At 37.5% G+C, this 20878-nt stretch carries 16 protein-coding genes and 1 pseudogene; 16 read left to right on the forward strand and 1 reads right to left on the reverse strand.

Annotated features, from left to right (window positions below):
* The first annotated feature begins 7 nt into the window (after positions 1–7).
* From B11cv2_RS07470 to B11cv2_RS00920, 16 genes and pseudogenes are all read left to right on the forward strand, one after another.
* The gene (locus B11cv2_RS07470) at positions 8–7588 is read left to right on the forward strand and encodes a YadA-like family protein (RefSeq protein ID WP_245406985.1); all 7581 of its coding nucleotides are present in this window, start codon (positions 8–10) and stop codon (positions 7586–7588) included.
* Positions 7589–7605: 17 nt separating this feature from the next.
* A complete protein-coding gene (locus B11cv2_RS00855; protein WP_100692906.1) occupies positions 7606–8178 on the forward strand; it encodes an invasion associated locus B family protein in 573 nt (190 codons plus the stop codon).
* Between the two features lie 539 nt (positions 8179–8717).
* Positions 8718–8888, forward strand: a complete 171-nt coding sequence (locus B11cv2_RS07125) for a hypothetical protein (protein WP_158521537.1) — start codon at positions 8718–8720, stop codon at positions 8886–8888.
* A 528-nt stretch (positions 8889–9416) separates the two neighbouring features.
* Positions 9417–10139: an RlmE family RNA methyltransferase gene (locus B11cv2_RS00860; RefSeq protein ID WP_100692907.1), complete on the forward strand. Its 723-nt coding sequence runs from the start codon at positions 9417–9419 to the stop codon at positions 10137–10139.
* 166 nt (positions 10140–10305) lie between these two features.
* Positions 10306–11319 (forward strand): GTPase ObgE, encoded by a 1014-nt coding sequence (gene obgE, locus B11cv2_RS00865; RefSeq protein WP_100692908.1) that lies wholly within the window; start codon positions 10306–10308, stop codon positions 11317–11319.
* A 9-nt stretch (positions 11320–11328) separates the two neighbouring features.
* Positions 11329–12468 carry a glutamate 5-kinase gene (gene proB / locus B11cv2_RS00870; protein WP_371410315.1) on the forward strand — a complete coding sequence of 380 codons (1140 nt, stop codon included), beginning with the start codon at positions 11329–11331 and terminating at the stop codon, positions 12466–12468.
* Between the two features lie 56 nt (positions 12469–12524).
* A pseudogene (locus B11cv2_RS00875) lies at positions 12525–13762 on the forward strand (glutamate-5-semialdehyde dehydrogenase).
* Positions 13763–13791: 29 nt separating this feature from the next.
* Positions 13792–14385 carry a nicotinate-nucleotide adenylyltransferase gene (locus B11cv2_RS00880; RefSeq protein ID WP_035006712.1) on the forward strand — a complete coding sequence of 198 codons (594 nt, stop codon included), beginning with the start codon at positions 13792–13794 and terminating at the stop codon, positions 14383–14385.
* A 69-nt stretch (positions 14386–14454) separates the two neighbouring features.
* Positions 14455–14898, forward strand: a complete 444-nt coding sequence (rsfS, locus tag B11cv2_RS00885) for a ribosome silencing factor (protein WP_100692910.1) — start codon at positions 14455–14457, stop codon at positions 14896–14898.
* 1 nt (position 14899) lies between these two features.
* Positions 14900–15382 carry a 23S rRNA (pseudouridine(1915)-N(3))-methyltransferase RlmH gene (gene rlmH, locus B11cv2_RS00890; RefSeq protein WP_100692911.1) on the forward strand — a complete coding sequence of 161 codons (483 nt, stop codon included), beginning with the start codon at positions 14900–14902 and terminating at the stop codon, positions 15380–15382.
* Between the two features lie 93 nt (positions 15383–15475).
* Positions 15476–16762 carry a murein hydrolase activator EnvC gene (locus B11cv2_RS00895; RefSeq protein WP_100692912.1) on the forward strand — a complete coding sequence of 429 codons (1287 nt, stop codon included), beginning with the start codon at positions 15476–15478 and terminating at the stop codon, positions 16760–16762.
* Positions 16752–18062: a S41 family peptidase gene (locus B11cv2_RS00900; protein ID WP_100692913.1), complete on the forward strand. Its 1311-nt coding sequence runs from the start codon at positions 16752–16754 to the stop codon at positions 18060–18062. Before B11cv2_RS00895 ends, B11cv2_RS00900 begins: the two co-directional genes overlap by 11 nt.
* 29 nt (positions 18063–18091) lie before the next feature.
* Complete coding sequence (locus B11cv2_RS00905; protein ID WP_371410316.1) at positions 18092–18643, forward strand: RNA pyrophosphohydrolase; 552 nt, start codon at positions 18092–18094, stop codon at positions 18641–18643.
* A 107-nt stretch (positions 18644–18750) separates the two neighbouring features.
* Positions 18751–19308, forward strand: coding sequence for an invasion associated locus B family protein (locus B11cv2_RS00910; RefSeq protein WP_078688314.1), 558 nt, complete (start codon positions 18751–18753; stop codon positions 19306–19308).
* A gap of 325 nt (positions 19309–19633) precedes the next feature.
* Positions 19634–19927: a YggT family protein gene (locus tag B11cv2_RS00915; protein WP_100692915.1), complete on the forward strand. Its 294-nt coding sequence runs from the start codon at positions 19634–19636 to the stop codon at positions 19925–19927.
* 30 nt (positions 19928–19957) lie between these two features.
* Positions 19958–20263 (forward strand): DUF167 family protein, encoded by a 306-nt coding sequence (locus B11cv2_RS00920; protein ID WP_100692916.1) that lies wholly within the window; start codon positions 19958–19960, stop codon positions 20261–20263.
* A 53-nt stretch (positions 20264–20316) separates the two neighbouring features.
* Here B11cv2_RS00920 and ppa read toward each other — a convergent pair whose 3' ends face one another.
* A complete protein-coding gene (gene ppa, locus B11cv2_RS00925) occupies positions 20317–20859 on the reverse strand; it encodes an inorganic diphosphatase (RefSeq protein WP_100692917.1) in 543 nt (180 codons plus the stop codon).
* Positions 20860–20878: the final 19 nt, after the last annotated feature.

A 20878-nucleotide genomic window follows, 5' to 3' on the forward strand; every position in this document is an offset into this window, starting at 1 on the left:
ATTTCTTATGAAAAGATCATATCTTACCTTAAAAAGCGGTGATTTAAGGGGTTATTCTCTTTCTCATTATTCACTTTTATTAAAAGCTGCTTCATTAGGTACTGTTATGACAGCACTTTTATCGAGCATTTCACCCGTTGCTGCAAACACTTTTTCTTCAGCAAAGCAACAAACAACGCTTCAGAGTCAAAAAGATCTTAAGAACTCTAAAAGCACTGATGGTTCAGATGTACTTTCTTCAAATGTTTTTCATGGAGATTCAGAAGGTCGTAATGGAAGTGTTCATTTTTCGAGTGATCAATTTTGTGGTGTAGATGATATTGTCATTTTTAGCACTTTTGATTCAAAGAAAATAGATACAGGAAGAATTATCACTGATGGGAATTATGAAGAACGTATAGCCGACAGAAAATTTGCTGCTTGTCGGCTTGAGAGACCTGAAATTTGGAGTGTTGATGGTAGAAATACAGTGCGAGATATATCAAATGTTATGCCGTCATACGCGTTTAAAAAAGATCTTGAAAGAGGCAGAGAGGAAGAAAATGCCTTGAAATGGGGTGTTGAAGCGCAAGCCAAAGGCGGACGCTCTATTGCTATAGGTCATAAGTCTAATGCGCAAGAATCTAGTATTGCAATAGGTGGTTATTTTCAATCCACGAGTCCTTCGGAAGGAACAGTTACATATCACAAGACCGAGGCATTAGCCCGCCAATCAATAGCTATAGGTGTAGCTGCAGATGTTAAGAAGGATGCGGATCGTGGAATAACTATTGGTTACCTCACAAGCACGCATGTTGCACTAGGTGTAGCTTTAGGTTCGTATTCTAGCGCTCTGGTTCCAGAAGGTATTGCTGGTTATGATCCTATCACAGGGAAACAAACAACAAATGAAGGTGTGCCATGGGTTAGTAATGCGGGTGCGGTGAGTATTGGCAGCAACTCAACGAGACGGCAGATTGTAAATTTAGCCGCTGGTACTGAGGATACTGATGCTGTGAATGTTGCTCAGTTGAAGGCTTTAAGAAAATGGACAGGAGATGAGATAGCTAAAAATGGAGGAAGTTGGAGTTTAAGTGTTAATGGAAAAGATTCTACAGATGTTGCTTCAGGAAGCACTGTTGATTTTTCATCTGGTGGCAATCTTCAAATTTCAAAGAATGAAAATAATAAAGTAACATTTGATCTTGCGAAGAGTATTACCGTTGATAATATTACAATAGCAGGGCATACCTTAAATAAAAGTGGCTTAGTTTTTAAAAATGGTCCAAGCATGACAGTTCTGGGGATCAATGCGGCAAACAAGAAGATTACAGGTGTCTCTGATGGTATGATGGATAATGATGCTGTTAATGTAAAACAGCTGAATGATATTGAAAAATTAACCAAAAATGGTTGGAAGCTGATTGTTGAGGGTGATAAATTTATACAGGTTGGAGCAGGTACTGAACTTGGGTTTTTTACGGGAAGTAAAAATCTCTTAGCTGATGTTAGTGAGCAGGGTGGTATAACATTTGATCTTGCGAAAAATATTACTGTTGATGATATAACAGCAGGCAAGAATATTTTAAATGAAAACGGCCTACAGATTAAAGACGGTCCAAACATAACGGTTTCTGGGATCAATGCAGCCAGCAAAAAGATCACAGGGGTATTAGCTGGTACAGCAGATAATGATGCAGTTAATTTTGCGCAATTGAACGCAGTAAAAGATGAATTAGAAAAGAACAATTGGATACAGCAAGATCCTGAAACGAAAAAGATTACGATAGGAGCTAAGGCAGATGGCACGGAAATTAATCTCGCTAATAAAGAGAATGAAGAGCGAGTGCTTTCCGGCTTGAAGGACGGAACAGTTTCAGACAGTTCAACTGAAGCAGTTACTGGAAAACAGCTTTACGAGGTTGAAGGTAAGATCACAGAGACGAATAACAAAGTTTCTGATTTGAGCACGAGCGTTACGAAAATTCAAGGTGATGTAACAACAATCCAAGGCGATGTGACGAAAGTGCAAGGGGATGTCTCCACGATTGCGAAGAATGCTTCTGCCTATTTAGGAGGAGGAGCGAATATTCTTAGTGGTGCAGCTCCGACTTATAAAGTCCAGAGTCAATCATATAATGATGTAGGTTCAGCATTTGTTGGTGTTGATGGTTCGATTACAGATATTTATTCAAAGATTGCGAGTGTAGCAGGGGGTAGTCTTGTTGAGCAAGAACAAGAAGAGAATGGCAATGGTCGTATTATAATAGGCTCGAAAGTTGGTGGAACAGCAGTTGATCTTACGAACAAAGATGGTGAAGGTCGGACGCTTTCAGGCTTAAAGGATGGAACGCTTTCAGCGAGTTCGACTGAAGCAGTTACTGGCAAACAGCTTTATGAGGTCGATAATAAGCTTACAGAGACGAAAGAAACAGTTGCTGGTTTGAGCACGAGTGTTACGAAAATTCAAGGTGATGTAACAACAATCCAAGGCGATGTGACGAAAGTGCAAGGGGATGTCTCCACGATTGCGAAGAATGCTTCTGCCTATTTAGGAGGAGGAGCGAATATTCTTAGTGGTGCAGCTCCGACTTATAAAGTCCAGAGTCAATCATATAATGATGTAGGTTCAGCATTTGTTGGTGTTGATGGTTCGATTACAGATATTTATTCAAAGATTGCGAGTGTAGCAGGGAGTAGTCTTGTTGAGCAAGAACAAGAAGAGAATGGCAATGGTCGTATTATAATAGGCTCGAAAGTTGGTGGAACGGAAGTCAATCTTACGAACAAAGATGGTGAAGGTCGGATGCTTTCAGGCTTAAAGGATGGAGAACTCTCAGAGAGTTCGACTGAAGCAGTTACTGGGAAGCAGCTTTATGAGGTCGATAATAAGCTTACAGAGACGAATAACAAAGTTTCTGATTTGAGCACGAGTGTTACGAAAATTCAAGGTGATGTTACAACAATCCAAGGCGATGTGACGAAAGTGCAAGGGGATGTCTCCACGATTGCGCAGAATGCTTCTACCTATTTAGGAGGTGGAGCGAATATTCTTAGTGGTGAAGCTCCAACGTATAAAGTCCAGAATACAGAACATCATGATGTAGGGTCAGCGTTTGTTGGCGTTGATGGTTCGATTACAGATCTTTATTCAAAGATTGCGAGTGTAGCAGGGGGTAGTCTTGTTGAGCAAGAACAAGAAGAGAACGGCAATGGTCGTATTATAATAGGCTCGAAAGTTGGTGGAACGGAAGTTAACCTTACGAACAAAGATGGAGAAGGTCGGACGCTTTCTGGTTTGGCAGATGGCAAGCTTTCTGACAGTTCGACAGAAGCAGTTACTGGCAAACAGCTTTATGAGGTCGATAATAAGCTTACAGAGACGAATAACAAAGTTTCTGATTTGAGCACGAGTGTTACGAAAATTCAAGGTGATGTTACAACAATCCAAGGCGATGTGACGAAAGTGCAAGGGGATGTCTCCACGATTGCGCAGAATGCTTCTACCTATTTAGGAGGTGGAGCGAATATTCTTAGTGGTGAAGCTCCAACGTATAAAGTCCAGAATACAGAACATCATGATGTAGGGTCAGCGTTTGTTGGCGTTGATGGTTCGATTACAGATATTTATTCAAAGATTGCGAGTGTAGCAGGGGGTAGTCTTGTTGAGCAAGAACAAGAAGAGAATGGCAATGGTCGTATTATAATAGGCTCGAAAGTTGGTGGAACGGAAGTTAACCTTACGAACAAAGATGGAGAAGGTCGGACGCTTTCTGGTTTGGCAGATGGCAAGCTTTCTGACAGTTCGACAGAAGCAGTTACTGGCAAACAGCTTTATGAGGTCGATAATAAGCTTACAGAGACGAAAGAAACAGTTGCTGGTTTGAGCACGAGTGTTACGAAAATTCAAGGTGATGTAACAACAATCCAAGGCGATGTGACGAAAGTGCAAGGGGATGTCTCCACGATTGCGAAGAATGCTTCTGCCTATTTAGGAGGAGGAGCGAATATTCTTAGTGGTGCAGCTCCGACTTATAAAGTCCAGAGTCAATCATATAATGATGTAGGTTCAGCATTTGTTGGTGTTGATGGTTCGATTACAGATATTTATTCAAAGATTGCGAGTGTAGCAGGGGGTAGTCTTGTTGAGCAAGAACAAGAAGAGAATGGCAATGGTCGTATTATAATAGGCTCGAAAGTTGGTGGAACAGCAGTTGATCTTACGAACAAAGATGGTGAAGGTCGGACGCTTTCAGGCTTAAAGGATGGAACGCTTTCAGCGAGTTCGACTGAAGCAGTTACTGGCAAACAGCTTTATGAAGTTGATACCAAGCTTACAGAAACCACGCAAAATGTCACAGATTTATCTACAAGTATGGATAAAGCCCAAGGCGATATCTCAACGGTTGCGAAGAATACTTCTGCTTATTTAGGGGGTGGATCGGATGTTCTTGGAGGTATAGCTCCAACATATAAAGTTCAAGGGAATGATTACAGTAATGTAGGATCAGCCTTTTCTGGTGTTGATGATAGCCTTTCAGATATATATAAGGAACTCTCAGGATCTGGAGGTAAGAGCCTTGTTCAACAAGAAAAAAGTGAAGATGGCAATGGCCGTATCACGATAGGAGCGACAGTTGGTGGAACGGAAATCAATCTTTCGAATAAAGACGGCGAAGGTCGGACGCTTTCAGGCTTAAAGGATGGAGAACTCTCAAAGAGTTCGACAGAAGCAGTTACTGGCAAACAGCTTTATGAAGTTGATACCAAGCTTACAGAAACCACGCAAAATGTTACGAAAATTCAAGCTGATGTTACAACAATCCAAGGGAATGTCTCCACGATTGCGCAGAATACCTCTGCCTATTTAGGGGGTGGAGCCGATATTCTTAATGGACAAAAACCAACTTATAAGGTCCAAGGGACAAAGCATCATGATGTAGGTGCCGCTTTTGCTGGAGTTGATACAACATTGACAAAGATTCGACAAGAGATGAATACAAATACGGAAAGTGCTGCACAAAATAGCTTATTGTGGAGTGATAGTGAGCAGGCTTTTGTTGCGCATCATGGTGAAAAAGGACAAGAAAAAACGAATAGTAAACTTAAGTTTCTTCTTGGTGGAGATATCTCAGAAGGTTCGACTGAAGCGATCACAGGAGGTCAGCTTTATAAAACAAACACAAAACTTGCTGAATATTTAGGTGGCGCAGCGGGCTATGAAGATGGGCAATGGATAGATCCAACTTTCACGATTAACATTCTTCAAGAAGATGGCTCTACGGGAGAGAAAGAATATAAGAATGTAGCGGATGCTTTAAAGGATATTGGCAGCTCCTTCACAGCGGTTTTAGAAACTAATCTTATACAACAAGAAAAAAGTGAAGATGAGAGTGGTCGCATCACGATAGGCGCTAAGACAAGGGGCAAAGAAGTCAATCTTTCGAACAAAGACGGAGAAAATCGGACCCTTTCTGGCTTGAAAGATGGAACGCTTTCAGCGAGCTCGACTGAAGCGGTTACTGGAAAACAGCTGTATGCGGTTGATACAAAGCTTACAGAAACGACGGATAAAGTTACAAAAGTTCAAGGAGATGTTTCCACGGTTGCGAAGAATACCTCTGCCTATTTAGGGGGTGGAGCCGATATTCTTACTGGACAAGAACCGACTTATACAGTTCAGGGTAATGATTACAAAAATGTAGGTGCCGCTTTTGCTGGAGTTGATACAACATTGACAGAGATTCAACAAGAGATGAATGCGAGTACGGAAAGTGCTGCACAAAATAGCTTATTGTGGAGTGATAGTGAGCAGGCTTTTGTTGCGCATCATGGTGAAAAAGGACAAGAAAAGACGAATAGTAAACTTAAGTTTCTTCTTGGTGGAGATATCTCAGAAGGTTCGACTGAAGCGATCACAGGAGGTCAGCTTTATGAAATAAACAAGAAACTTGCTGCCTATTTAGGGGGTGGAGCCGATATTCTTACTGGACAAGAACCGACTTATACAATTCGCGGTCATAATTACAAGGATGTAGGATCAGCCTTTTCTGGCGTTGATGATAGCCTTTCAGATATTTATAAGGAACTATCAGGATCTGGAAGTAAGAGTCTTGTTCAACAAGAAGAAGGAGAGAATGGTCGTATTACAATAGGTGCGAAGACGGGCGGAACGGAAATTAGTTTATTGAATAATCAGTCGGTTGCACGTGTTCTCTCTGGTTTAAGTGATGGAGCAGTTTCAGAAGGGTCTAATCAGGCAGTTACAGGGAATCAGCTTTATAAAACAAACACAAAACTTGCTGAATATTTAGGTGGAGGAGCGAGCTATGCAGATGGGAAATGGGAAGATCCTACCTTCACGATTAACGTTCTTCAAGAAGATGGTTCTACGGGAAAGAAAGAATATAAGAATGTAGCGGATGCTTTAAAGGATGTTAGCAGCTCCCTCACGACGGTTGTAGAAACTAATCTTATACAACAAGAAAAAAGTGAAGATGAGAGTGGCCGGATTACGATAGGTGCAAATACGGGTGGAACGGAAGTTAATCTTACGAACAAAGACGGAGAAAATCGGACCCTTTCTGGCTTGAAAGATGGAACGCTTTCAGCGAGCTCGACTGAAGCGGTTACTGGAAAACAGCTTTATGAAACAAATACGGAACTTGCTAAATATTTAGGTGGTGGAGCTGGATATAACAATGGAGTATGGACTGCTCCAGCATTTGAGATTATTCAATTCAATTTTGGTGGGAAAGCTGATGGACCGAAATACGAAAAGTATACTAATGTAGCTGATGCTTTTGGTGGTGTTAATAAAAGTTTGGAAAACTTGAATAACCGTTTAGGTGGTGTCGAAAATCAGACAGAGAACGATGTTATAAAATGGAATGACGAGAAAAAGGCATATGATGCAAGCCATAAAAATGAAAAGGGAGAAATGGACGCCGCAAAAATTACCAATGTGGCAGATGGTGAAATAGACAAGAACTCGAAAGACGCGGTAAATGGTGGACAACTTTGGGATACGAATCAAAGAGTCGGTAAGCTTGAAAATAAGTTTGATAAGTTTGAGGAGACAGCTAATCAGATGGCAGAGGGAGCTGTTCAGTATGATAAAGATAAAGATGGCAAGAAAACGAATAAAGTTACGTTAACAGGAGGGGATGCAAGTGCACCTGTTGTGATTGATAATGTTGGTGATGGTAAAGTTGAGAAAGGTTCGAAAGAAGCTATTAATGGAGGCCAATTGTATGAGCAAATGGCAGTTGTCCTTGATGATTCAAAAAAGTATACCGATGAAAAGATACAGGAAGCAAAAGATTACACTGACATGAAATTTGAGAGCCTAAATTATAATATTGAGGGTGTAAAAAAGGAAGCAAGACAAGCAGCAGCTATTGGTTTAGCAGTATCTAATTTGCGTTATGAAGATGCCCCTGGTGCATTAAGCGTTGCATTTAGTAGCGGTTCATGGCATAGCCAATCTGCAATTGCTTTTGGTGCTGGCTATACATCTGAAAGTGGAGATATTCGCTCTAATTTCTCTGTAACAACTGCGGGTGGTCACTGGGGTATAGGTGCAGGTATCAGTGTAAGACTGAAGTAATAATGAGATAAATAATAATGATAAAACATCCGAGTATTTTTGTAGGTATTTTTTTTACCTTTGTCTTATTAGCCAAAGGGGAAAGTTTTGCTCATGAAAAAAATATTACGTATACGGTGCAGCCACCTCAATTGTCTGTTCCGTCAGGAAAACCTGGAGAAATACGACGACTCATTATGCAGTTTTATAATTGGACTTTAATTTGTGATGAAAATACAATCCTTAACCAAGGTATATGTAATGTAACGCAAACAGTCCATGATGAAGAAGATAATACAGTTTTTAGTTGGTCTCTTGTTTCTACAAAAAGTGGTCAACCAGCTATACTCTTCCGTACATTGCCAAATGCTGATACAACTATTCCTATAAAAATATCTATGGAAGGTGTTAAAGAGCCTAGTTTGGTTCGTTATACGCAGTGTGATGAAACGGTCTGTTTAGCACAGTCAGGTTTGAGCCCTGTCTTAAGTGATCAAATAGAGAAAAAGAAGAATGTACGTATTTCCTATAACCTTAAAGAAGGAAAAACACTTTCTTTTACCTTACCATTTAGCGGGTTGAGTGAAGCGCTATTTTCTTTACAACGATAAGAGATGTAATAAGCTGAAGAAAAAAGAGATTTTTATTTTAGCTAAGGAGTCATTATTTTTTTGAATTGAAATAATAAAGTAAAAAAACTGATCAGCTATATTTACTTTTAAGTATATATAATATCAAGAATACTTGTATTTTATCTTTATAGATAAGTTTAATAGATTTTAGAAAAAGAGTATATTTTTATATATAAACTTTACTATTATAAACGTTCTTAAGAAGAAAGTGTGTATTTTCATAGGAATGATTAAATAATCGTTTTGTGTGTTATAGATAAAGTTATACTTTACTTTATTATAATTCAACAGCAACCACGCAAGAAATGCTGAAGGTCAATACTTTTATTCAACCGGATAGAGTGTGTGATCAGAGAGTTGCGGTTGTAAAACTAGAAATTTTTCTCATTTAAAATCTTTACCTTTTATGTGGAAATTAGTTTGTAAATCAATAATTGTTGTTTTCTTATCGCGCGACTTGTTCATTGATTTTAAGGTTAGAAAAAAGATGATTTTTTATTATAAAAACAATAAATTATGTGACTGAAGGGTTAAAAGTTTGTCGTTTAAAATTGAAGAAAAGACTCATTAAATGTTATCGTTTAGTTGCAGTGGATACATGCTGTTTTATTGAGCGTATTTTAGATGAAACTGGTTTTGAATTAAAGATTGTTGAGAAGAAACAGATTGGGTATTTTTTATTTATTTGAGTTGTTATGCTCATTCAATTTTTTAATTTTTAGAAAAAAGATATGTGTTCAGATGGTTTCAGATCCTTGAAAAATTATGTGAGAATTTTTCAGATCCTTATAGATGAGACATTTTATTGCAAGGCTTAAAATTTTATCTTTTGGGAACTTCTGGAATAATAATGATTTTATTGAGTAGGGATCCGTCTCAATTATAAAGAGTATGATCAGAGCCAAATTGAGGATTTTTTAATCAAGAGCTTAAGTAGCTACGATCCTTATGATAAAAAATTTATTGTCGTAGGATATAGAAAAATGGGTAACTACTTTTTGCAATTGAAGACAAAAGGAAAAATGTAGTTTGAGCGAGTTGTGCTATTTTAGATGGTATTTAAATTTTATTCAGTGAGTGATTCAAGAGTTGCAGCTTATGAAGCAAAGTAAGAAATTTTACTACAACTGAATGTTGAATGATAGTGTTTGGGGTATCATCATAAAAACAAGTGTTTTAAGTATTAAAAATTATCAGAATGTAGAAATAGTAAGTTTATGAAAAAAACAACATCAAAAGGTGGTAGAGGTGGTTCGGGATCACATGCGCTATATCAGCGTGTGAAAAAGAAGGCAGGAACGATTAAAGCATCGTCACGGCGATGGTTAGAGAGGCATTTGAATGATCCTTATGTTCATCAATCAAAAGTGGACGGTTATCGTTCACGTTCTGCCTATAAACTTATTGAAATTGATGAGCGTTATAAGATCTTCAAAAAAGGCCAGAAAATCATTGATCTAGGAGCTGCTCCTGGAGGATGGTGTCAGGTTGCAGCCCGTAAAGTGGAATCAAGTAATCAAAAGCCTAGCGTTGTTGGTATTGATTATTTACCGATGGATCCACTACCGGGAGTTGTAGTATTGGAGATGGATTTTTTACATGAAAATGCACCGCGGAAGTTGATGAATGCTTTAGGAGAACAGCCAGATATAGTGCTTTCTGATATGGCAGCACCAACAACGGGGCACCGTAAAACAGATCATTTAAGAACAGTATATTTATGTGAAATGGCTGCTGATTTTGCTCTTTCTGTTCTTAAGTCTGGAGGTCATTTTTTAGCAAAGGCTTTTCAGGGAGGAGCAGAGAATACTCTTCTCACTACATTAAAACAGAATTTTAAAACGGTTCATCATGTAAAACCTCCTGCAAGCCGAGCAGAATCAGTTGAACTTTATCTTTTAGCGCTTGAATTTAAGGGTATAACTGAAACACAAAAATAGCTTTATATATAAAAAGCTAAAAGTTATTTGACTTGATTGATTACACAAAAACTTTTTTAATCAATTTATAGTAATTATTGTTCGTTTTTTGTACAGAATAAAAACCCATAAAATAAACACGTATTTTTGTATAAATAGCAAAAGCGAATTCCTTAATAGGCATTTTATGAAATTTCTTGATCAGGCTAAAGTTTATATTCGTTCTGGTAATGGTGGAGCAGGAGCAGTATCATTCCGTCGTGAAAAGTTTATAGAGTTTGGAGGCCCAGATGGAGGGAATGGCGGACGTGGTGGCGATGTATGGGCTCTTGTTGTCGATGGGCTCAATACACTGATTGATTATCGTTATCAACAGCATTTCAGAGCAAAAACAGGAGGGCATGGTAAGGGGCGCAATATGACAGGCGTAAAGGGTGATGATGTCATTCTTAAAGTGCCAGTTGGAACACAGATTTTTGAAGAAGATAATAAAACATTGATTTGTGATTTGGTAGAAGTTGGACAACGTTATCGTCTTGCTAAAGGAGGCAATGGCGGTTTTGGTAATCTTCATTTTACAACTTCTACGAATCGAGCACCTCGGCATGCAAATCCAGGCTTGAGTGGAGAAGAACGTACACTTTGGCTACGTTTGAAATTGATTGCTGATGGGGGACTTATTGGTTTGCCAAATGCTGGAAAATCAACTTTTTTGGCGGCAGTAACGGCCGCAAAGCCGAAAATTGCCAGTTATCCTTTTACTACTTTGCATCCTCATCTTGGTGTTGCATCTGTTGATGCTCGTGAATTTGTTTTGGCTGATATTCCTGGTTTGATCGAGGGAGCTCATGAAGGTGTGGGAATCGGTGACCGCTTTTTAGGGCATGTGGAACGTTGCCGTGTTTTACTTCATTTGGTTTCTGCTCAAGAAAAAGATGTGGCAAAAGCTTATCACACTATTCGCCATGAGCTCACGCTATATGGACATCATTTGAATGATAAAACTGAAATCGTGGCTTTAAGCCAAATCGATACTCTGCCTATTGAAGAGCGTGTTGTCAAACAGGAAATGTTGCAAAAGGCATCTGGTAAATCGGTTATGATGGTTTCTGCGGTAAGTCATGAAGGCTTAGATCATGTATTGCGTGCTATTGCACATATCATTGAAAAAGAACGAACAAATAATGTTCGTGAAGCGTAAATAGGATTCATGACGGTGACCATTGGAATGCGAAAACTTTCACAATATAAGCGTATTGTGATTAAAGTTGGTTCTGCGCTTTTAGTGGATCCTCAAAAAGGTTTACGCGTTGAGTGGCTTAAAAGTTTAATTAATGATGCTGTTCAATTACGCCAAAAAGGTGTTGAGGTTTTATTTGTTTCTTCTGGTGCTATTGCTTTAGGGCGTACCTCACTTCATCTCTCTAAGGGTGTTTTAAAATTAGAAGAGAGTCAGGCGTGTGCTGCCTTAGGTCAGATTGAACTTGCTAAAGCTTATAGCGATGTATTGGCCCAACATGGATTGAGAACAGGTCAGATTTTGCTGACATTATCCGATACCGAAGAACGTCGCCGTTATCTTAATGCACGTGCTACTATTGATACACTTTTACGTTTTGGAGTCATTCCTGTTATCAATGAAAATGATACCGTAGCGACAAGTGAAATTCGTTATGGCGATAATGATCGTTTAGCAGCACGTGTTGCAACGATGATAGGGTCGGATCTTTTAATCCTTTTATCTGATGTTGATGGTCTTTATACGTGTTCTCCTCATTTAAATCCAGATGCTGAATTTATTTCTTTTGTTTCATCAATTACACGTGATATTGAGAACATGGCAGATGTTGCTGCTTCAGAGTTTTCACGGGGTGGAATGAAGACTAAACTTGAGGCAGGGAAAATAGCTACTGCTGCTGGAACAGCAATGGTTATTACTTTAGGAAAGCGTATGAATCCCCTTTTAGCAATTGACAAAGGAGAACGCAGTAGTTTTTTTGCTGCAAGTGAGAAGCCGGTAAATGCTTGGAAAAAATGGATTTCTGGTCATTTAGATCCATCGGGCATTTTGACTATTGATCAGGGGGCCATTAAAGCGCTTGAATCTGGAAAATCATTACTTGCTGCCGGAGTTGCTGCGGTTGAGGGAGTGTTTGATCGTGGCGATATGGTTGCAATTGTTGATAAAAATGGAATTGAGATTGCTCGTGGTCTTGTAAATTATGGGGCAGATGAAGCGAAGGTTATTATAGGCCGTAAGAGTGAAGAAATAGATTATATTCTTGGGAATGGAGTGCGTTCCGTTGTAGTGCATCGCAATGATATGGTTTTACGTTGCTTATCGGATTGAATATAAAAGTTCTTCTTTTTTTGTGAATGAGTGATAATATGACTTTAGCAGAACAGATGAGAGTTATAGGGCAGAAAGCACGTGATGTTGCTGCAGTACTTGCAAGTGCTTCTGCTGACCAAAGAAAAAGTGCTTTGGAAATGATTGCTCTGAATTTAGAAACTCAGTCGGTTGAAATTTTATGTGCTAATCATCAAGATTTAGAAAATGCTGCTCGGAATAGTTTAACATCTGTGATGATGGATCGGCTGAAGTTGGATGAATCGCGTTTACATGCAATGGTTGATAGTGTTCGTCAGATCGCTTGCTTGCCGGATCCTCTTGGAGAAGTGATCAGTGAATGGACGCGTCCAAATGGGCTTCATATCCGTCGTGTGCGAACACCACTTGGTGTCATCGGTATTATTTATGAAAGTCGGCCAAATGTTACGATTGATGCAAGTGCTTTGTGTTTGAAATCTGGAAATGCTGCAATTTTGCGTGGTGGTTCAGATAGTTTTCATTCTGCACTTGCGCTTCATTCAGCATTAGTAAAAGGGCTGGAACAAGTAGGCTTGCCTAAGAGCGCTATTCAAATAGTGAAAACAAAAGATCGTGATGCTGTTGGAGAAATACTTAAGGGTTTAGATGGCGCAATTGATGTTATTATACCCCGTGGTGGGAAAAATCTGGTAGCACGTATTCAATCTGATGCGCGTGTTCCTGTTTTTGCACATTTAGAAGGCCTTTGTCATATTTATATTGATAAGTCAGCGGATTTAGATATGGCACGTGAAATTGTGTTAAATGCAAAATTACGGCGTACAGGTATATGTGGAGCTGTTGAGACAGTTTTGATTGACCGTCAGGCATTAAAAAGTTTCTTCCTGTTCTCATTGCTTTACAGGAGAAGGGATGTGAAGTTCGTGTGACAGAAGATATCATCTCGCTTATGCAAGGAGCTAGATTAGCCTGTGAAGAAGATTGGTCTTGTGAATATCTTGATGCAATTTTATCTGCTAAAACGGTTGATGGTATTGAGGGAGCCATTGCACACATTCAGCGTTATTCGTCAGGACATACTGAATCAATTATTAGTGAGGATATGGGAGTGGTTAAAATGTTTTTTGATCGTTTAGATTCAGCCATTTTGCTTCATAATGCATCAACACAATTTGCTGATGGAGGGGAATTTGGTTTTGGAGCAGAAATTGGTATTGCAACAGGGAAAATGCATGCACGTGGACCGATAGGGGTTGAACAGTTGACATCATTTCAATATCACATTAGTGGAAATGGGCAGGTTAGGCCTTGAAACAACTTTTTTTTCCATGGGAAAATCGTATACCACATGTTGAAAAGTCCAATGTTGTTGGCCTTTTTGGTGGATCATTTAATCCACCACATGCGGGTCATCTTCTTGTTGCAAAAACTGCAATTTTGCGTTTGCGTCTTAATCAATTATGGTGGATGATAACTCCAGGAAATCCTTTAAAAGATTGTATACAATTGCCATCTTTGCATAAGAGAATGCAGTTAAGTTCGGAATTTCTTAATCATCCCAAAATTCGCGTAACAGGTTTTGAAAAGACTATAGGAAGTAAAATATCAGTTGATACGATTTCTTATATCCTTAAACGTTATAGGAGAGTGCATTTTGTGTGGGTTATGGGAGCAGATAATTTAGCAACGTTTCATTATTGGCATAGGTGGCGGGATATTATGTCTATGATTCCTGTTGCAATCATTGATCGCCCTTTAGCACGGATGTCAGCACTTTCTTCTCCTATGGCTAGAACTTATTGTTATTCTCGTGTGGATGAGAGAGCAAGTACGCTATTGCCTTTTATGGCACCACCTGCTTGGATTTATTTACATGGGCCTTTATCTTTTCAATCTTCAACAAAGCTGCGTTTAGAAGGAAATGATTCTTCTTGAAGATTTTATAGGATTCTGCAACTATTTTAGAGTATTCTTCTTTTACTCTTAACTCTTATGTTTTAAATAATAATAAGAAAGGATATTAGTCTGGAAAAATTTGTACAAAAACGTTGTAATATTATTGCTTCTTCAGCAGAAGAAAAATGCTTGTCAGTTACGAATGGTCTTAAAATTATTCTGAGTAGTTTAGAAGATATAAAAGCAGAAGATATTATTTCTATTGATCTACGGGGAAGGTCTTCTTTAGCTGATTATATGGTTATTGCTTCTGGGTGTTCTCAGCGTCATGTTTTGGCTATCACTGATCGTCTTTTATCTGTTTGGAAAGAAAGTGGATATGGTAACGCGAGAGTAGAGGGAATGGCTGGAGGGGATTGGGTACTAATTGATGCAAGCGATATCATTATTCACCTTTTTCGTCCGGAAATTCGCACTTTTTATAATTTAGAAAAAATATGGCTTGATTCAGGTTTGGAGAATATTGAATCAATTCTTGTTGGAGACAACTGATATGCAAGTTTCTATTTTTGCTGTTGGTCGTATGAAACAAGGTGCTGAACAGATATTAGTTCACCGTTATTTAGATCGTTTTTCTAAAAGTGCTAAGGCTGTAGGTTTTCAGTTTGGAAAAATGCAAGAAATATCAGAAAGTCGTGCTCATACACCCTGTCAACGTATGAAAGAAGAAGAAAAAAAACTTTTTGAATATTTGCCTGAAAAATGCCGATTAATTGTGTTGGATGAGCGTGGAAAGTCGATATCATCATCTATTTTTGCTGAGAAATTAGCATGTTATCGTGATGAGGGTGTTCGTGATTTAATATTTGCTTTAGGAGGACCTGATGGGCATAGCGAACAAGTTAGAAATCACGCTGATTTTCTTTTATCTTTTGGTTTTATGACATGGCCGCATCAGATTGCACGTATATTACTCACAGAACAGCTGTATAGAGTTATAACAATCATTGGTCATCACCCTTATCATCGTTTTTAAATTTTATATATTTTTTATACCTATTCATGCACTTATTAACATTGTTTTAGGTGACAGCATTTAAAGCATTGTTAGTTTATATAATTGAGTTTGATGGTTGGACAAATGAAGAGGTTTCTTCATGAAAAGATAAAGATACAGTATTTATGCAAGAAATGTGTAATATTTCTGTTGCTGATATTAAGCATGAATATTCAGATACCTATTTTGTATGCTGAAGATATGGATAGTCGCGAAGTCGTACAAAAAACATTAATGGACATTCGCAATAATATTTCGGTATCGCGTAAACATATTGCTTCATTGATACAACAAGTTGATCGTTTGAAAAAAGATCAACGTACTTTGACTGATGAACTCATAAAAGTTGCTAAAGTAGAGCGCAATTTGGCAAATGATATTATTGAAAGGGAGGAAAAGCTTAAGCAACTTTTAGAACAGAAGACGCAGGTGTATCAAAATTTAAAAAATCGCCAAGCTGAATTTTCAGAGATATTAGCTATTTTAGCACGGACAGGATTAAAACCACCTCCTGCTCTTATAGCGCAACCTAAAGATGTTTTTGCTTCCATACGCAGCTCTATTTTATTGGGAGCTATCATTCCTGATATGCAAGAAAAAACACAGAATTTAACAGAAAATCTAAAAAAATTGACTAATTTAGGTCATGTTATTGCTATGGAATGCGTAGATTTAAAAGCTAAAATGCAAAATCAAGCCGAGCAGCTTAAATATTTAGAGTTTTTGTTAGATGAAAAAGAAAAATCACAGAAAAGATCACAAAAAGAGCTTATGATGCTGCGAGAGAAAAATATTACTCTTATTAAGAAAGCGCAGTCTTTAGAAGAATTAATTTTAGAGTTAGACTATCAATCACAGTCTGATTTCACTTCATCAGAGAGTGTACGGAAAAGTTTACAATTATTAGAGCAAATAGATTTTCAAAGTAAAAAGGGCCATTTTCTTTTACCTGTTTCAGGGAAAAAAATTCAACATTTTAATAATAATTCGCATGTTGCGCGTTTTGGTGAAGTTATTGCAACAGAACCAGAAGCTGTAGTTGTAGCTCCTGCTGATGCTCTTGTCGCTTTTTCTGGATCATTCCGTTCTTATGGGCAATTAATTATTCTTAATGTTGGGCATGGTTACTATATTACTCTTATCGGAATGGCTAAAATTAATGTAACTCAGGGACAGTTTGTTCTTTCAGGTGAACCTATTGGTATGATGGGAACAGAATTTATTGCGAATACTATTGCATTGGATATAGGCAAAAAGACTCCAATGCTTTACATTGAGTTTAGAAAGCATGGAAAACCTGTGGATCCAAACCCTTGGTGGCAGACTGAACAATTAAAAAGGAACAAAAATGATTCGTAAAGTTATACTTTCGGTCGCTGTGATATTGCTCAGCGTCAGTTCAACGATTATAGCGCAATCTGTTGCTGCGAATAATGACATTAATATTTATAAACAGTTGGCTATATTTGGTGATATCTTTGAACGAGTGCGGATGCACTATGTTACAGTTCCAAATGATAAAAAGCTTGTTGAGAATGCTATTAATGGAATGCTTTCTTCGCTTGATCCACATTCCTCTTATATGGATGCTGAAGCAGCTAAAGATATGAGAGCTTCTACTAAGGGAGAGTTTGGTGGTCTTGGTATTGAAGTAACCATGGAAAAGAGTCTCCTTAAGATTGTTTCCCCGATGGAGGATACACCAGCTTCAAAAGCTGGTATTTTAGCAGGAGATGTTATTTTAAAGATTGATGGTAAACAGGTAAAAGGTCAGTCTTTGAATGAAGCTGTGAGTCAAATGAGAGGTGCTGTTGGTATACCGGTTACGCTAACAATTATTCGTTCTGGTGTTGATAAACCTCTTGAGATTAAAGTTATTCGTGATATTATCAAAGTGAAGGCGGTTAAGTATCGTGTTGAAAATGATATTGGTTATTTAAAACTCATTCAATTTTCTGAGCAGACTTTTAGTGATCTTCAAGCTGCAGTTAAAGATATTCAGTCCAAAATTTCTCAAGATCGTTTGAAAGGGTATGTGCTTGATTTACGCCTTAATCCTGGAGGCCTTTTAGAACAGGCGGTTAGTATTTCAGGTGCTTTTCTTAATAAAGGTGAAATTGTATCGATTCGTGGTCGTAGAAAGAAAGATGTGACGAGATTTGATGCTAGACCAGGAGATCTGATTAACGGGAAGCCTCTCATTGTTCTTATTAATGGTGGTTCAGCAAGTGCTTCTGAAATTGTTGCAGGGGCTTTACAAGATCATCGTCGCGCTACAATTTTAGGCACACAATCTTTTGGTAAGGGATCTGTTCAAACCATTATTCCTTTAGGTGAAAATGGAGCTTTGCGTTTAACGACAGCGCTTTATTACACTCCGATGGGTACATCAATTCAAGGAACTGGGATTACCCCTGATATTATTGTTGAGCAGCCATTGCCTGAAAAATATAAGGGTTATGATGTAACGCTTGGTGAATCTGAGTTAAAAGGACATATCAAAGGAAAACAAGAAAGTGAGAAAGGCTCTGGTTCAGCTGCTTTTGTTCCTAAAAATCCTAAGGATGATGTGCAATTGAATGAAGCTTATAAGCTTTTACGGGGTGAGATAACGCATAAGGCATTTCCACCAGATCCTCATCAAGGTATTTTAAAATAAGAAGAAAGCCGTACAGCTTATAGTTTTATATGAGCTGTATTTTTATAAGGAATAATGAGGTGGATACAATTGTTGGTTTTAAAGCTCTCCCTTATCGGAAATGTGTGGGAATTCTTGTGTTTAATCATGAAGGTAAAGTTTGGGTTGGACGCCGTTTGATGGCAGTTGCTGACGCACAAGTTGATATGTCTAAACTTTGGCAGTTACCACAGGGGGGAATTAATCCGAGAGAAAAGCCGATAGATGCAGCACGACGTGAACTTTATGAAGAAACAGGTATCCAATCCATTAAGTTGATTAAGGAAGCTCAGGATTGGTTTAAGTATGATTTCCCACAAGAACTTATGGGACATGTTTTAAATAATAAATATCGTGGTCAAATACAAAAATGGTTTTCTTTTCAGTTTACGGGAGAGACTTCTGAAATTACCATTAATCCACCACCTGATGGTAATAAGGCAGAGTTTGATCAGTGGAAATGGATTGATCTGGAAGAGATTCCTTCAATAGTTGTTTCTTTTAAAAAGCATGTTTATACAAAAGTTGTGAAAGAATTTCGAAATAGTGTTAGATGTTTATAAATCTTATAATTGTAAAAGCTATTTTTTCTTAAGAAGCTTTGTATTATGTCTTGTTATCAGAAATAATAGCAGTGATTCTATTGTATATTTAAAAATTAGGATGTGAGATGAAAAAAATATTTAATTTCTTTATAACTTTTACACTCTTAAGTGTTTCTGTTGCATTTGCACAGAGTACAAAGCCGACTACAACAAAGCTTTCTGAAGCTTCATTGCCGAACGGTGCTTCTTCTTTAACCGAGACTTATGGTTTGTGGAATGTTAACTGTAATCTACAGGACGGAAAAAAAGTTTGTTTTATGTATCGCCAAGAAGTTAATGATCAAAATCGTGTCATATTAGCTATGAATATTTCTTCTAATTCTGATGGTACTTTGACCGGAACTTTGACAGTTCCTTTTGGTATTTTAGTTTCTAAACCTATTCGTTTACAAGTGGATGGTGGGAAGAATGTTATTGAAACAAACATTCGGACTTGTATACCAGCGGGGTGCATTGTTCCAGTAGCTTTTGACAAAAGTTATGTGGCTGCTTTACGTGCAGGAAAAAAGTTGAATTTAGCGATGACAGTTTCTACTCCAGGAGAGCCAGCTCTGAATGATTTGTTTGTGCAATTAAGTGGTTTTAGCGATGCACTGAATCGTTTTATTGCTTTGCAAATGTAATTTGATCATAAAAAGAAAATCGGCCTTTAAAGGCCGATACTATTTAGAATAGTTTATGAGGAAAACAAAAATTAATTAGCCAGCTGGCTAATTAAATGAAGGATGAGAACTTTTGTAAATTCTTTTTCTATTTTGGTGTATTATTGCTTCATTTTAATATTTTATGACATTGCGGTATAATGATATATGCTAAAAATGTTAATTTTTATTTTTTTTAGAAATGAAAAAGAAGAATAATTGGTGAGACTATTTTAATAAAGACTTTAATATTGCATAAAGTTTTCTATATGAACCTCCATTCTATTGATTGGTAAAGGAAATACGGATGATCTATGCTTTTCTTAGTGTGCTGGATCTAATATTTAGTATTTACATTGCTATCTTAGTAGCTCATGCTATTTTTTCTTGGCTTTATACATTTAATATTGTCAATACTCGGAATGTTTTCGTCACTATGATAGGTAATTTTCTATATCGTACAACAGAACCAATTTTATGTTATATTCAACGTTTTTTACCTAATCTTGGGACAATTGATATTTCACCTATTGTGGTTTTTATGATTATTTACTTTATTCGTATTTTCATGTGGCGTGCTTATGCAGGAATGTTTTTATAAAAGTGAAGATACTTCCTTAGGCAAAATAAGATGTTTTATCGAGTTGATGCTCATCGTTTGATTTTATTTGTCCGTTTGATTCCAAAAGCCTCAGTTGATAGTATAATAAAGGTTGAGAATAGAGATGATGGGAAACAGTATTTGATTATACGTCTGCGCGCTATTCCTGAAAATGGCAAAGCAAATAAAGCATTGATTAAATTTTTGGCGAAGCAATGGAAGATACCATCGTCTTGCATCTCTCTTGGAAGTGGCACAACATCACACTATAAACAACTTTATTTTTCAAAATATTTAAAAGAAGTAGAGCAAATATTACAATCTTTTAGAGTATAATCCTATAAAATTAAGAAGATGACAGCCTGTGAAAATACAGGCTGTGTTTTTATTTAAAGTGAACAGTTATGTTGTTTGTTACGTTCAATCGCTTTTTTAATCAATTCATGCGCATAGTCTTTATTACGCCAACCTTCAATTTTAACCCATTTTCCAGGTTCAAGATCTTTGTAATGTCCAAAAAAATGCTCAATTTGTTTTAATGTGATTTCTGGAAGATCTGTGTAATTATGAACATTAATGTAGCGTTTTGTTAATTTTTGAGCAGGAATAGCAATAATTTTTTCGTCTTTGCCGCCATCATCTTCCATCATAAGAACACCGATTGGGTATACATTAATGACACAACCTGGAATAAGAGGACGGGTGCTACTAATGAGAACATCAACGGGATCACCATCTTCCGAAAGTGTATGCGGGATGAAGCCATAATTTCCAGGATAGGTCATTGGTGTATGGAGGAAACGGTCAACAAATAATAATCCAGATTTTTTATCCATTTCATATTTTATTGGTTGACTATCAATAGCAACTTCAATGATAACATTAACATCTTCTGGTGGATTTTTGCCGATAGGTATTTCATTAATGTTCATGTAATTACCCTTTCTAGAA

The organism is Bartonella sp. 1-1C (assembly GCF_002810325.1).
GTDB classification, from domain to species: domain Bacteria; phylum Pseudomonadota; class Alphaproteobacteria; order Rhizobiales; family Rhizobiaceae; genus Bartonella; species Bartonella rochalimae.